Source organism: Halalkalicoccus jeotgali B3 (assembly GCF_000196895.1).
GTDB classification, from domain to species: Archaea; Halobacteriota; Halobacteria; order Halobacteriales; family Halalkalicoccaceae; genus Halalkalicoccus; species Halalkalicoccus jeotgali.
Window position 1 is genome coordinate 60,020 of record NC_014297.1, and the last position, 12,196, is coordinate 72,215.

Below are 12,196 nucleotides of genomic sequence, written 5' to 3' on the forward strand. Positions count from 1 at the left end.
CACGGATATGATCGTACCCGGTTCGTCCTCACAGTCGCTCGCGGCCGCACTGGCGAGCGAACTCGACCGGCCGCTTGCGCCCGTCGAGTTCGAGCGCTTTCCCGACGGCGAACTACTCGCCGCCACACCCGAGGTCGAGACCGGTTCCGCGGTGATCGTCGCCTCGACGACCACCAGCGACGCCCACCTCGAACTGCTCCAGCTACAGGACGCGCTGCGCGAGAGCGGCGTTTCGGAGATCACGACCGTGCTACCGTACATGGGGTATGCCCGCCAGGACAGCGCCTTCGAGCCGGGCCAGCCCGTCTCCGTACGCGCAGTCGCCCGCGCGGTGAGCACCGGCACCGATCGCGTGCTGACGGTCTCGCCCCACGAGGAATCGGTCCTCGAACACTTCTCCGTGCCCGCGGAGGCGGTCGACGGCGCGGGCGTGCTCGCCGACCCGCTGCCCGAACTCACCGATCCCGTCTTCCTCTCGCCCGACGCGGGAGCGATCGGGATCGCCGAAACGGTGCGGGAGAGCTACGGCGAGGGCGAGGTCGACTACTTCGAGAAGGTCCGCCACTCGGGCAGCGAGGTCGAGATCACGCCCAGCGACGTCGCGGTCGACGGGCGGGACGTGGTGATCGCCGACGACATCGTCGCGACGGGCTCGACGATGAGCGGGGCGATCGCCGCGCTCGAGGCGCCAAGACGGGTGTTCGTGACCTGCGTCCATCCGATGCTCGCGGCCAACGCCAGAACGAAGCTCGCGCGGGCGGGCGTCGAACGGGTGTATGGAACCGACACGATCGAGCGCGCCGAGAGCGAGGTCAGCGTCGCGCCCGCGCTGGCGGAAGCGATCCGCTCACGCTAATTCGATCGCGATCCCCATCGCCACACCCTCGACGTCCCACTCGCGGCGATAGCCGTCCTCGACCGCCCCGAGTTCCTCGGCGCGGACCTCCTCCGTGATCAACCCTTCGTGCTCGCTCACGAGCCCCGAGACCCGGTCGTCTGCGATATCGAGGTCGAGGCGGATCGGGGCGTCGAGGGGCAGGTCGAGTTCCTTTCGCATCTCCTGGACCCTCCTGATGACCTCGCGGGCGTAGCCCTCGCTTTCGATGTCCTCGGTGAGTTCGGTGTCGACGTAGACGACTCCTAACCCGTTGCCCTCGATCGTGACCTGCGAGCCCGAGAGTTCCTCGGGGGTCTCCTCGACGAACTCGACCATCTCGTCGGTCAGCTCGACGTCCTCGCCGAGCGCCGTCGAGACGGTAGCCGAGAGCGCCTCCAGGGAGGGTTCCTCGATGCGAGCCTCGTTGAGCGCTCCCATGACGTCCCCTGCCCGATCGCCGAACGCCGGTCCGAGCACGCTCATGTCGGCGTGGGCGCTGTAAGCCAGTTCCTCAAAGCGCTCGTCGGAGGCGACGACGCGAACCTCGCGGGCGTTGAGGCGCTCCTCCAAGAGCGCCCCCTGGCGGCCGACGGCTTCGGCGAGGCGGTCGTCGCCCGCCGCGACCACCACGCGGGTGACGGGCCAGCGGAGCTTGCGTTCTGCCTGCTGGCGGGCGTTCGAGCCGGCCTCCTCGACGGCTCGGACCAGCTCGATGTCGGTTTCGAGCTGCTCGTCGGTCCAGTACTCCTCGACCTCGGGCCATGCGAGCATATGGACGGTGTCGTGGCCCCGATCACCAGTGAGCGCGCCGTAGATCTCCTCGGTGATGAAGGGGGCATAGGGCGCCAGCAGCGCACAGACCTGCCGGAGGACGTGATACAGCGTGGCGTACGCGGCGTTCTTCGAGGGGCTGTCCTCCTCGTCCCACATGCGCTCGCGGACGACCTGGATGTAGAACCTCGAAACGTCCTCGACGACGAACTCCATCAGCGCCGAGAGCGCTTGGTCCTGGCGGAACTCGTCCCACGCGGCGGTCATCTCGCGGGTCACGGTCTGGAGACGTGCAAGGATCCATTCGTCGACGAGTTCGAGGTCCGAATCGACGGCGTCGAGGTCGGTCTCTTCGGGATCGAACCCGTCCATGCGCATATACGGCAGCGGGAACCGGAAGACGTTCCAGAGGATGTTGAGATTACGTTCCATCGTCGCCATCTCGTCCCACGAAAAGCGCATGTCCTCGCCCTGAGGGTTGACCGAGAGCAAGAACAGCCGCATCGCATCGGAGCCGTGGCGCTGGATCGCCTCGTGGGGCTGGACGACGTTGCCGACCGATTTGGACATCTTTTTGCCCTCGCTGTCGTTGGCGAAACCGTGCATCAACACCTCGTCGTAGGGCACCTCCCCGAGCGCGGCGGTACCCATTCCCAACTGTGACCAGAACCACCCGCGGGTCTGGTCGTGAGCCTCCATGATCAGGTCGGCGGGCCACAGCTCGTCGAACTCCTCTTCTTTGCCGGGGTAGTCGAGGGTACCCCACGACGCGACCGAGGAGTCGAGCCAGACGTCGAAGACGTCGGGGACGCGCTCGTAGGTGGTGTCGCCCTCAGTGATCGTCAGCTCGTCGACGGTCGGGCGGTGGAGGTCGACCTCCTCGGGATCGACGTCTCGGTCCACGCGCTCAGCGAGTTCCTCCCGGGAGCCGATCACGATCACGTCGTCCATCTCGCCCGACCAGTCCTCGGGAACCCAGATCGGGATCGGGATCCCCCAGTAGCGCTGTCGTGAGACGTTCCAATCGGGGGCATTCTCGACGAAGTCCCTGAACCTGTTGTCCCGTGCCCACTGGGGGTGCCACTCGCTGTCCTCGATGTTGGCGAGCAGCTCGTCCTTGACGTCGGTGATCGTGATGAACCACTGGTCGGTCGCCATCTGCAAAATGGGGGTATCACACCGCCAACAGTGGCCGTACGAGTGCGTCAGCGTTCCGGAGGCGACGAGCAGGCCCTTCTCCTCTAAGTCGGCCGTGATCTCCTCGTCGGCCTCTTTGACGAACTGTCCCTCGTACTTGCCGCCCTCGGAGGTATAAACGCCGTCGCCGGCGATCGGGCAGAAGACGGGCAGACCGAGTTCGGTACCGCGCTCGAAGTCGACCTCACCGTGGCCGGGCGCGGAATGCACCAGCCCGGTGTCCTCGGCCTCGACGTAGTCGGCGTGGTACACTTCTCGGGTGCCCTCGCTGTCGGGGTTTGCGGGAACCTCCTCGGCGAGGGGGTGCTCGTACTCCCAGCCGACCATTGTCGCGCCCGAAAGTTCCTCCTCGACCTCGTAGTCCTCGTAGCGTCCCTTCGAGAGGACGTTCTCGGCACAGTCGGCCGCGACGTAGAGGACGTCCTCCTCGCCGTCTCGGCGGGCACGAACCCGCTGGTAGGCCAGCTCCTCGTTGACGGCGACGAACTCGTTTGCCGGGATGGTCCAGGGCGTCGTCGTGTAGATGACGAGGCTGCCCTCGCGCTCCGTGAGGGGGAACTCGACGTAGACCGTGGGGTCCTCGCGGTCCTCGTACTCGACCTCGTTGTTCGCGATGGCGGTCTCACACCGGGGACACTGGCTGATCGAGCGTTTCCCCTGATCGACTAATCCCCGGTCTGCGACCTGCGAGAAGCCCCACCAGGCGGCCTCCATATACTCCGGCGAGACCGTCCTGTAGGGGTTCTCCCAGTCCATCCAGACACCGAAAGACTTGAAGTCGTTCTGGAGACCCTCCAGTTGCTCGTCGGCGAAGGACTTGCACTCGGAAATGAAGTTCTCCATCCCGAACTCCTCGATGTCCTTCTTGTTCTCGAAGCCAAGGCGCTCTTCGACCTTCGTCTCGATGGGCAACCCGTGCATGTCATAGCCCGGCCGGTCGGTCACGTCGTGGCCACGCATTCGGATCTGGCGGATGTAGGCGTCCTTCAGGCTCTTGTTCCACGTCGTCCCCATGTGGGCCGCTCCCGACGTGTACGGCGGGCCGTCGACGAAGAAGAAGGGCTCCTCGTCGGCGAACGCTTCTTTCGTTTTCTCGTAGGCGTCGACCGCCTCCCAGTAGTCGAACACCCGCTTTTCGAGTGCCTCGGGGTCGTACTGGTCGGGGACCTCCCCGAACCGCGCGCCCTCCGAGGGGTGGTCCTCCTCGTCCATATCGGACCTGCTCATACCAGTAGGAATCCGGCGTGGCGGTAAAGAGCGTTCGGTCGAAAGCCCTCGGCACGGCTTGGCAGCCGTGCCTCGCCCTTTTCATGACCACCAGGCCTGCCTAGTCGCGGCGCGCGATCACGCGCCGCTTCCGGGAACGCCAGCCCTTCCCCGTGCCGCTCGCGTGGCTGCCACTTTCGGCAGCCACGCGTACGCCGGCCACCGGAGGACCGCAAGTACCGATCTATTTTTATTCTATAGTCTATATCAAGAAATATTCGAAGTGAAGCGAGGCAGAAGGACGTCCTGCTCATGCTCTTTGCGATACAGCTCTCGGCCCTCGTAGTCGTGATGCCGGGGCTATTTCCGCTGCTATTCGTTTCGGGATTCATCACGTTGCACGTGCTTGTGGAGGAACTCGTCAGACGGCTAGACGAATACTCCGAAAGAGAGTTCCGCGACGGACGCCTCTCAACACCGCTTTACGCTCTCACACCTTCCCTGTTAACCGTGCCGCAGTACCCCGATTCACGCAACGTCCTCGAACCGAACTGCACCCGGTGTCCTCACCTCGCGGAGACCCGCGAGTGCATCTCGTGGGGGACTGGCCCGCTCGATTCCCCCGTTCTGGTCGTCGGCGAGGCCCCGGGTTCGGGGGCGCCCGAAGCGGATCTGTGGAAGGGCGGCAACTGGACCGGGATGGCCTACACCGCCCGCCACTCCGGGCGAGTCATTCGGGACCTGATGGAGTCGGTCGGGTATCACGACGCCTACTACACGAACGCGGTGAAGTGCTTTCCTCCGGATGTTCCCGCGAGCGAAGCGAGTGGGAGCTCGTCGGAACCGGGCTCTGACGGTGGGAAGGTATCGAACCGCGAGCCCACCGACGAGGAGCTTGCGACCTGCCGAACTCACTTGGTGACCGAGGTCGAGGAGGTCGAACCGGACGCCATCGTCCCGACCGGAAAGCACGCCACCGAAACGCTGCTCACGCTCGACGAAAAGAGTCTGGATGGATTCACGGATCACGTCCTGACGCCCATCGACTGCGAGGCGCTCTCGACGCCCCTATTACCCGTGCTTCACCCTTCCTATCAGAACATCTGGATCGCGCGGCTTGGCTACGAGTCCGAGGAGTACCGCGAGCGACTGCGCGAGGAACTCGACGGGCTGTGTGCGGGCGGGTAACTTTCTTACTCCGAGCCGCCACACGTCCCCATATGGCAAGCATCTTCAGCCAGATCGTCGACGGTGAGATCCCCGCACGGGTCGTCTACGAGGACGAGACGACGATGGCGTTTCTCGACGCCAACCCGCTCGCGCCGGGCCACACGCTCGTGATCCCCAAAGCGGAGCACGAGCGCCTGAACGACCTCCCTGACGACCTCGCAAGCGATCTCTACGATACACTCCACCGGCTGATCCCCGTCATCGAGGGGGCCGTCGACGCCCCCGCCTCGAACGTCGCATTCAACAACGGCGAGGCCGCTGGCCAGGAGGTCCCCCACGTCCACGGCCATATCATCCCCCGGTTCGAGGACGACGGCGGCAACCCGATCCATGCGATCGCCGGCTCCCCACCGAACCTCGACGACGAGGAGTTGGACGATATCGCGGAGAGGATCTCTACGGACACCCGGATCTAATCCGATATCGTACCGAAAGGATCCGAAAGCGGGCCGATCGCAGCGATCGCCCGGACAGGACCCGCCATCGGCCGGGGTGTTTGTTGGATAGAACTATCAAAAAGAAATAGTTTTAAATATTAGTCTGATATATTACAACTTGATGGCAACTAAGATACCTTCAAATTGTCCTGAATGTAATGGAACGCTGACCACTCGCGGCGGGGAGACGACGTGTTCGGACTGTGGGCTGGTCGTCAGCGAAGAGCGGATCGATCCCGGGCCCGAGTGGCGGTCGTTCGAGGACGAGAGGACCGACCGTCGACGAACGGGTGCGCCCCTCTCGCGATCGCGCCACGATTACGGGCTCTCGACGGAGATCGGATACAGCGGATCGAACCGCGCCAGCGGGCGCAAACGACGGTTATACGCCCGACTTCGCAGACAGCACAAACGCTCGCACTGTCGCAGCAAGGCCGAGAGAAACCGGCGCGACGTGTTCATGCAGATTCGTCGTCTGACCGCCGCGCTGTCCCTTCCCGACTCGATTCGTGACCAGGCGTGTACGCTGTTTCGTTCCGCACAGGAGGCGAGGATCGTGACGGGGCGCTCGCTGGAGGGCTTTACCGCCGCAACAGTGTACGCGGCCTGTCGAGTCCACGGCGTCTCGCGGATCCGTGCCGAGGTGCTCGAGGCCTCGCGTGCCTCCCGATCGGAGCTCGATGCGGCCTACGGCGCGATGGATCGCGAGCTCGGGCTGCCGGTCGGGCCGCTCGACCCCGACGAGTATATCCCGCGATTCGGGACCCGTTTGGACCTCTCAGTCGAAGTGCGAAATCGCGGGAGCGAACTGCTCGAATCGGCAGTCGAGAGCGAACTGATCGGCGGGCACAACCCCGCGGGCGTTGCGGCGGCCTGTCTGTACACCGCCGCCAAGGAACGCGAGGCGGACGTCACCCAGAAGCAGGCCGCCGCCGTCGCCGACGTGAGCCCGCCGACGATCCGGGTCACCTATCAGGCGCTCCGTGAGGCCGAACTCGTCGGCTAAGCGCAATCGCCATGTGCCCCCGGCGTGTTCGGTCGGCCATGACCGACCGGACGGCGGAAATCAGTAGAGAAACCGCCGAAACCGAGATCGAGTGCGTACTCGAAATCGACGGCAGTGGCGATTCGGAAGTAGAGACGGGGATCGCCTTCTTCGATCACATGCTGACGGCCTTCGCGACCCACGGGCTGTTCGACCTCACCGTCCAGTGTGAGGGCGACCTCGCGGTCGACGACCACCACACCGTCGAGGACGTCGCGATCGTTCTGGGCGAGGCGTTCTCGGCGGCCGTGGGCGACAAATCGGGGATGGTCCGCTACGCCGACCGACGGGTCCCCCTCGACGAGGCGGTCGCTTCGGTCGTCGTCGACGTCAGCGGCCGACCCCGCTTTTACTTCGACGGCGAGTTCTCCCAGGACACGGTAGGGGAGATGACCAGCGACATGGCCCGCCATTTCGCCGAGTCGCTCGCGATGAACGCCGGGCTGACGCTCCACCTGGACGTCGAGGGCGAGAACGCCCACCACGAGATCGAGGCGTCGTTCAAATGCCTCGCCCGCGCGCTCGACGACGCGACGCGGCTCGACGAGCGCCGGGGTGGGACCCCGAGTACGAAGGGTAAGCTGTGATGTTCGACGAGATCATGGCCAAGTTCGAGGGCTCGCCCAGCCAGCAGGCGGTCATCCGCCTGTTGCTCGAACGTGGCTTTTCGGTCAGCGACGAGGGTCGAGTCGTCTCGGGTGGGATCGAGATCCCCAACACGCAGGTCGCCCGCGAGATCGGCGTCGACCGCCGTGTGGTGGACTCGACGACGGACGCCATCCTCGCCGACGAGGACCTCCGGCTCGTCTTCCAGAACATCTCACAGATCCCCAGCCTGATGGATCTGGCGCCCGTCATCGACCTCTCGACGCTGACGATCGCGGTTCGTGATGCGGGCCAGGAGGGGATCGTCGCCGCCGTCACCGGTTTGCTCGCTGACAACGGCATCTCGATCCGCCAAACAGTAAGTGAAGACCCGGAGTTCACCGACGAACCCCGGCTCTACATCGTCACCGACGAGCCGGTGCCGGGCGACGTGCTCAACGAGCTCCGGGAACTGCCGTTCGTCCGAAAACTCGAACTCCAGTGATCAAGGCCAGAGCCCGCGCGCGTCGTGGGCGGCTCCGAGCCGTTCGAGCGCGAGGACGTAGGCCGCATCCCGCCACGCCAGCCCCCGCTCGTCGACGCGATCCGCGACCGCGCTCCACGCGCGGAGCATCTCCGTCTCCAACTCTTCGTTGACGCGCTCGTGGCTCCACGATCGCCGGTTGATGTCTTGAAGCCACTCGAAGTAGCTCACGGTGACGCCCCCGGCGTTCGCGAGGATATCCGGGATAACGGGGATCCCGCGCTCGCGCAGAATGGAGTCGGCGGTAGCGGTGGTGGGGCCGTTCGCCCCCTCGACGACCAGATTCGCGGCGATCGCGTCGGCGTTCGCCGCCGTGATGACGTTGCCGACGGCCGCCGGGACCAGCACGTCGACGTCGAGTTCCAGCAGCTCCTCGTTCTCGATGGTCCGCTCTGCGACCCGCGTGACCGCCTCGGGTTCCTCCTCGTGAGAGGGGATCGACGCGGTGTCGAGCCCGTCGGGGTCGTAGGCTGCGCCGTTGACGTCGCTGACGGCGACGACCGTCGCGCCCCACGAGTCGAGCAGGCGCGCGGCGTTCGCGCCGACACTGCCGTAGCCCTGGACCGCGACCGTCGCCCCTTCTATCGGGATGTCGTGATAGTCGCAGGCCTCGCGGGCGACGATCGCCACGCTCCGGCCGGGGGCCTCCTCGCGACCGTGGCTCCCGCCGATCACCGGCGGCTTTCCCGTCACGACGCCGGGCGTGGTCTCGCCCTGGAGCACGCTGTAGGCGTCCATGAACCAGCCCATCGTTTCGGCGTCCGTGCCCATGTCCGGCGCCGGAATGTCGTGCATCGGACCGACCGTGTCGCGCAGTTCCTGGGCGAACCGGCGGGTCAGCCGCTCGGTTTCGGCCTCGCTCAACTCCTTGGGATCGACCACGACGCCGCCCTTCGCGCCGCCGAAGGGCAGGTCCATCACCGCGGTCTTCCAGGTCATCCACATCGAGAGGCCGATGCACTCCTCCTCGGTGACGCCGGGGTGATAGCGCATCCCGCCCTTGAACGGGCCTCGGACGCTGTCGTGCTGGGCGCGATAGCCCGTAAAGACCTCGAGGCTCCCGTCGTCGCGCTCGACCGGCAGCGAGACGCGCTGGACGCGTGCGGGGTGTTTCAGCCGCTCGACGACCGCGGGATCGATCTCGACGTGAGCGGCCGCCCGGTCGAGTTGGCGCCGCGCCGTCGCGAGCGCCGTCTCGGGTTCCGCTCGCTCCTCGGTAACGGGAACACTCATGGTCACTCGATCGAGGTCGCGCAGTTTCGAAGCGGCGCCTCACACTCGGGGCACGACCCGGGATGGGACGTGGCGCTCACGCGGGCGCCACAGGCCAGACACTCGTAGATCGATTCGGTCTCCGGGTCGGACGCCACGTCCCACGTCAGGGTACTGTTCGCTGCCATCGACGTGCAATATTTGCCGCTCAGCCATGGGCGTGTGGGTTCAATAGAGAAGATTGTGACGATACCTCATGCTTCAACTGTGAAGCTACCGTCGAACAGCGACCCGAAGAGCGCCCGCTGGGCGGCCCGGTTGAGCTGGTAGAACGCCGAGGGGGAGATCCCCAGCGCGTCGGCGACCGCCTCGCCCGAACAGTTCCGCGGCGACTCGAAGAAGCCGCTGTGGTAGGCCGTCCGGACGGCCTCGCGTTGGCGGTCGGTGAGCCGATCGAGGAGGTTCGAGCGGTCCTCGGGGCCCGAGCGGGCCTGTTCACGCTGGGACAGGAGCGTCGCCTCGGGGTAGAGTTCGGTGATTGCGCCGTCGACCGCCCGGACGTCCGTCGGGTTCGAGACGTCGACGATCAGCCGAGCGGTCGCGTCCTCCGCGCTCGCTCGGAACGCCCGCAGGGTCGCACCGCGGTCGGCCAACCGGGTCGCGACGAACGGCGAGGCGAGACGAAGCCGGAGGACGCCACCGTCCTCGCGCTCGGCAATGGGGCGCGCCGCCTCGATGGCGGCGACGTCATCCGCGGCCTCGCGAACCGCCTCAAGCGGCGCACCCTCGACGGCGACGAACGCCAGCACGCCGTCCTCGACGCGACGGACGCCACCCTCGAGGGTGATCTCGCAGTCAGCTGCCTGTGCGAGCGCCAACAGCGGGGCGTCCGTCGAGTCGACCTCGTAGACCAGTTCGGTGACCGTCTCGCGCAGCAGGGCGTTTCGCTGTTTGACCGCCGTGAGCGCCGCCGCGATGGTGTCTGCGAGTTCGAGGAACACCGCCCGGGTCATCTCGTCGAAGGCGTCGGGCCGGTCGGCGTAGACCGACAGCACGCCGTAGAAGAGCCCCTCGTGGGCGAGCGGGACGCTGAGGACCGACTGGTAGCCGTACTCCAGCGCCGCCGCCCGCCACGGTGCCTCGCGAAAGTCCGCCGCGACGTTGTCGACTGCGACAGCCTCGTCCGATCGGGCCGCCCGGACGGCGGGTTCGTCGCCGGCGGGGTCGACGCGGTCGAGGTACTCACGGCCCTCGCCGGCCCACGCGCCGGGCGCGAGGCCGTCGTCGTCGGGCGAGCCGATCCACGCGAAGCGGTAGCGGTCGTCGCTCGCGAGGCGTTCGGTCACCGCCCGCTCGATGCCCTCGCAGGTCTCGGCGCCGACCAGCGCCCCGTCGATCCCGCGGATCACGTCGTTGATCCGGTTGAGCCGCGAGAGGTCGTCGTTTCGCTCGCGCAGTTCCCGGTCGCGCTCGCGGAGGGCGGCCTCGCGCTCGATGCGATCCAGCGCCGCCTCCGCCGTCGCCGCCAGCAGGTCCGCGAGCTCCTCCGCGAGCGCGTCGAACCCGTCCTCGAAGGCGGCCGCCAGCACGCCGTGATCGCCAAGCGGGACCGCGAGGCGCTCGCCGTCCACGACGACCTCGCCATCGATGAACGCCCGCCAGACGGGCCCCTCGCCGGGTCGTATCGGCTCGACCGCCCGCCCCGCGGCGAAGGCGTCGGTCGTCGCCGCCGGCCGCAGCGCGTTGGCCTCGGCGTCGAACAGGTAACAGCCGATTTCAGGGGTGTCGAGAACGTCGGCGGCGTCGGTAGCGACGAACCCGGCGACCTCCCCGCGGCCCTCGGCGTACAGCAGTTCGCGGGCAGTTCCATGTAACGTCGAGAGGGCGCGTTCGCGCTGCTTGCGGGTGGTGACGTCCCGACAGCTGTACAGGGTGGTGCCGCCCTGAATCGAGACGCGCTTTGCGTTGACCAGCAGCGTGTGTTTCTCGCCAGCGCGGTCGGTCGCCGTACACTCGATGTTCGTCAGCACGCCCTTCTCGCGGAGTTCGGCGGGGTCGAACAGCTCCGGGCCGAGCAGTTCCTCGATGGTCCCCAACTCGCGGATCTCGGAGACGGTGTAGCCGAAGATGAAGTGGACGTTGGGGCAGACGTAGGTAAACCGGCCCTCGTCGTCGGTGACCAGTACCGTGTCGGTCATGTTGTTGAGCGTCACGCGGTGGAGTTGCTCCGAGCGCGTGAGTTCCTCGGCGAGTTCGACCCGCTCGCTGACGTCGAGGGCCGTCACCACCAGCGAGTCGCTCCCCTCGATAGGCTCGACGGACAGCTCGACGGTGTCGGGAGCGCGTTCGTCACCCGCACACGCAAGGGTCAGCGACCGGGAGTCGCCGCCGCCGGCGCGCTCGACGGCTTCCCGAAGCCGGGGTCGGCCCTCCAGTGCGATCCAGGGGCGCTCCCACAGCGGGTCGCCGATCGCGTCCGCGTCGGGGGCGAACGCTCGGGCGGCGTCGTTGACCCGCTCGACGCGGCCCGTCGAGTCGAGGACCCACGTCGCCGACAGTGACCCGGCGAACAGCGCCTCGAACTGTCGGGCCCGCCGGTCGCGCTCCTCGCGGGTCCGCCCGATCTCGGTTGCCCGGGCCGCCCGGTCGCGAAGTTCGGCCGGCGAAGTCGAATCGGCGGGGAGGTAGTCGGTCGCGCCCGCCCCGATCGCCGCGCTCGCGCACTCCTCGTCGCCCGACCGGGCGTAGATGACGACTGGGAGGTGCGGGCGGTCCTCCCGAATCGACCGGAGCAGGTCGATTGCGCTCCCGTCGGGAGGCGAGAGCGCACTGATCACGCAGTCGACCGGCACGTTGTCGAGGCGGGACCGGGCCTCCCCGATGTCGGAGGCGACCGACGTTCGGGGGGAGTCGAGCGCGGCACTGACCGTTGAGAGCCACCCGTCGTCGCCGACCAGCAGGAGTCGCGGCGGAGCGGTGTCGGACGCTGCCATCGCCGTCCGTAGCCGGCCGAGGCGTATAAACGCCGCTCCCGGTCCGGTGTCCGCTGTTGCGCGGTGGTGCTCCGTGTCACAGACCGCCTTCGATGCGGG

At 67.0% G+C, this 12,196-nt stretch carries 10 protein-coding genes; 6 read left to right on the forward strand and 4 right to left on the reverse strand.

Annotated elements, in window-relative coordinates; all coding sequences use genetic code 11:
• Positions 1–7 precede the first annotated feature (7 nt).
• Positions 8–856, forward strand: a complete 849-nt coding sequence (gene prs, locus HACJB3_RS00285; protein WP_008419135.1) for a ribose-phosphate diphosphokinase — start codon at positions 8–10, stop codon at positions 854–856.
• On the opposite strand, the gene ileS is transcribed toward prs, so the two are convergent.
• On the reverse strand, positions 848–4,057 hold the full coding sequence (gene ileS, locus HACJB3_RS00290; protein ID WP_008419133.1) for an isoleucine--tRNA ligase: 3,210 nt from the start codon (positions 4,055–4,057) through the stop codon (positions 848–850). The two genes, prs and ileS, sit on opposite strands and share 9 nt — an antisense overlap.
• A 504-nt stretch (positions 4,058–4,561) precedes the next feature.
• Here ileS and HACJB3_RS00295 point away from each other — a divergent pair.
• The 5 genes from HACJB3_RS00295 to HACJB3_RS00315 all read left to right on the forward strand — a co-directional run bounded on the left by HACJB3_RS00295 (position 4,562) and on the right by HACJB3_RS00315 (position 7,853).
• The gene (locus HACJB3_RS00295; RefSeq protein WP_202946617.1) at positions 4,562–5,239 is read left to right on the forward strand and encodes a uracil-DNA glycosylase; all 678 of its coding nucleotides are present in this window, start codon (positions 4,562–4,564) and stop codon (positions 5,237–5,239) included.
• Positions 5,240–5,271: 32 nt separating this feature from the next.
• The gene (locus HACJB3_RS00300; RefSeq protein ID WP_008419129.1) at positions 5,272–5,697 is read left to right on the forward strand and encodes an HIT family protein; all 426 of its coding nucleotides are present in this window, start codon (positions 5,272–5,274) and stop codon (positions 5,695–5,697) included.
• Between the two features lie 142 nt (positions 5,698–5,839).
• Entirely contained in the window at positions 5,840–6,724 is an 885-nt protein-coding gene (locus HACJB3_RS00305) for a transcription initiation factor IIB (protein WP_008419128.1), read from the forward strand.
• 38 nt (positions 6,725–6,762) lie between these two features.
• Entirely contained in the window at positions 6,763–7,350 is a 588-nt protein-coding gene (hisB, locus tag HACJB3_RS00310) for an imidazoleglycerol-phosphate dehydratase HisB (protein ID WP_008419126.1), read from the forward strand.
• Entirely contained in the window at positions 7,350–7,853 is a 504-nt protein-coding gene (locus tag HACJB3_RS00315) for an amino acid-binding protein (RefSeq protein WP_008419124.1), read from the forward strand. Before hisB ends, HACJB3_RS00315 begins: the two co-directional genes overlap by 1 nt.
• Here HACJB3_RS00315 and gdhB read toward each other — a convergent pair whose 3' ends face one another.
• The 3 genes from gdhB to HACJB3_RS00325 form a co-directional block, all read right to left on the reverse strand.
• On the reverse strand, positions 7,854–9,125 hold the full coding sequence (gene gdhB, locus HACJB3_RS00320; protein WP_008419122.1) for a glutamate dehydrogenase GdhB: 1,272 nt from the start codon (positions 9,123–9,125) through the stop codon (positions 7,854–7,856).
• A 2-nt stretch (positions 9,126–9,127) separates the two neighbouring features.
• Entirely contained in the window at positions 9,128–9,292 is a 165-nt protein-coding gene (locus HACJB3_RS19495; protein WP_008419121.1) for a rubrerythrin-like domain-containing protein, read from the reverse strand.
• A gap of 66 nt (positions 9,293–9,358) precedes the next feature.
• A complete protein-coding gene (locus HACJB3_RS00325) occupies positions 9,359–12,097 on the reverse strand; it encodes a bacterio-opsin activator domain-containing protein (protein ID WP_008419118.1) in 2,739 nt (912 codons plus the stop codon).
• Positions 12,098–12,196: the final 99 nt, after the last annotated feature.

Bases quoted from the DNA above. Each gene is read 5' to 3' on its own strand.
- HACJB3_RS19495 (WP_008419121.1), bottom strand. From the start codon at position 9,292: ATGGCAGCGAACAGTACCCTGACGTGGGACGTGGCGTCCGACCCGGAG.
- hisB (WP_008419126.1), top strand. From the start codon at position 6,763: ATGACCGACCGGACGGCGGAAATCAGTAGAGAAACCGCCGAAACCGAG.
- HACJB3_RS00325 (WP_008419118.1), bottom strand. From the start codon at position 12,097: ATGGCAGCGTCCGACACCGCTCCGCCGCGACTCCTGCTGGTCGGCGAC.
- ileS (WP_008419133.1), bottom strand. From the start codon at position 4,057: ATGGACGAGGAGGACCACCCCTCGGAGGGCGCGCGGTTCGGGGAGGTC.
- HACJB3_RS00315 (WP_008419124.1), top strand. From the start codon at position 7,350: ATGTTCGACGAGATCATGGCCAAGTTCGAGGGCTCGCCCAGCCAGCAG.
- HACJB3_RS00305 (WP_008419128.1), top strand. From the start codon at position 5,840: ATGGCAACTAAGATACCTTCAAATTGTCCTGAATGTAATGGAACGCTG.
- prs (WP_008419135.1), top strand. From the start codon at position 8: ATGATCGTACCCGGTTCGTCCTCACAGTCGCTCGCGGCCGCACTGGCG.
- HACJB3_RS00300 (WP_008419129.1), top strand. From the start codon at position 5,272: ATGGCAAGCATCTTCAGCCAGATCGTCGACGGTGAGATCCCCGCACGG.
- gdhB (WP_008419122.1), bottom strand. From the start codon at position 9,125: ATGAGTGTTCCCGTTACCGAGGAGCGAGCGGAACCCGAGACGGCGCTC.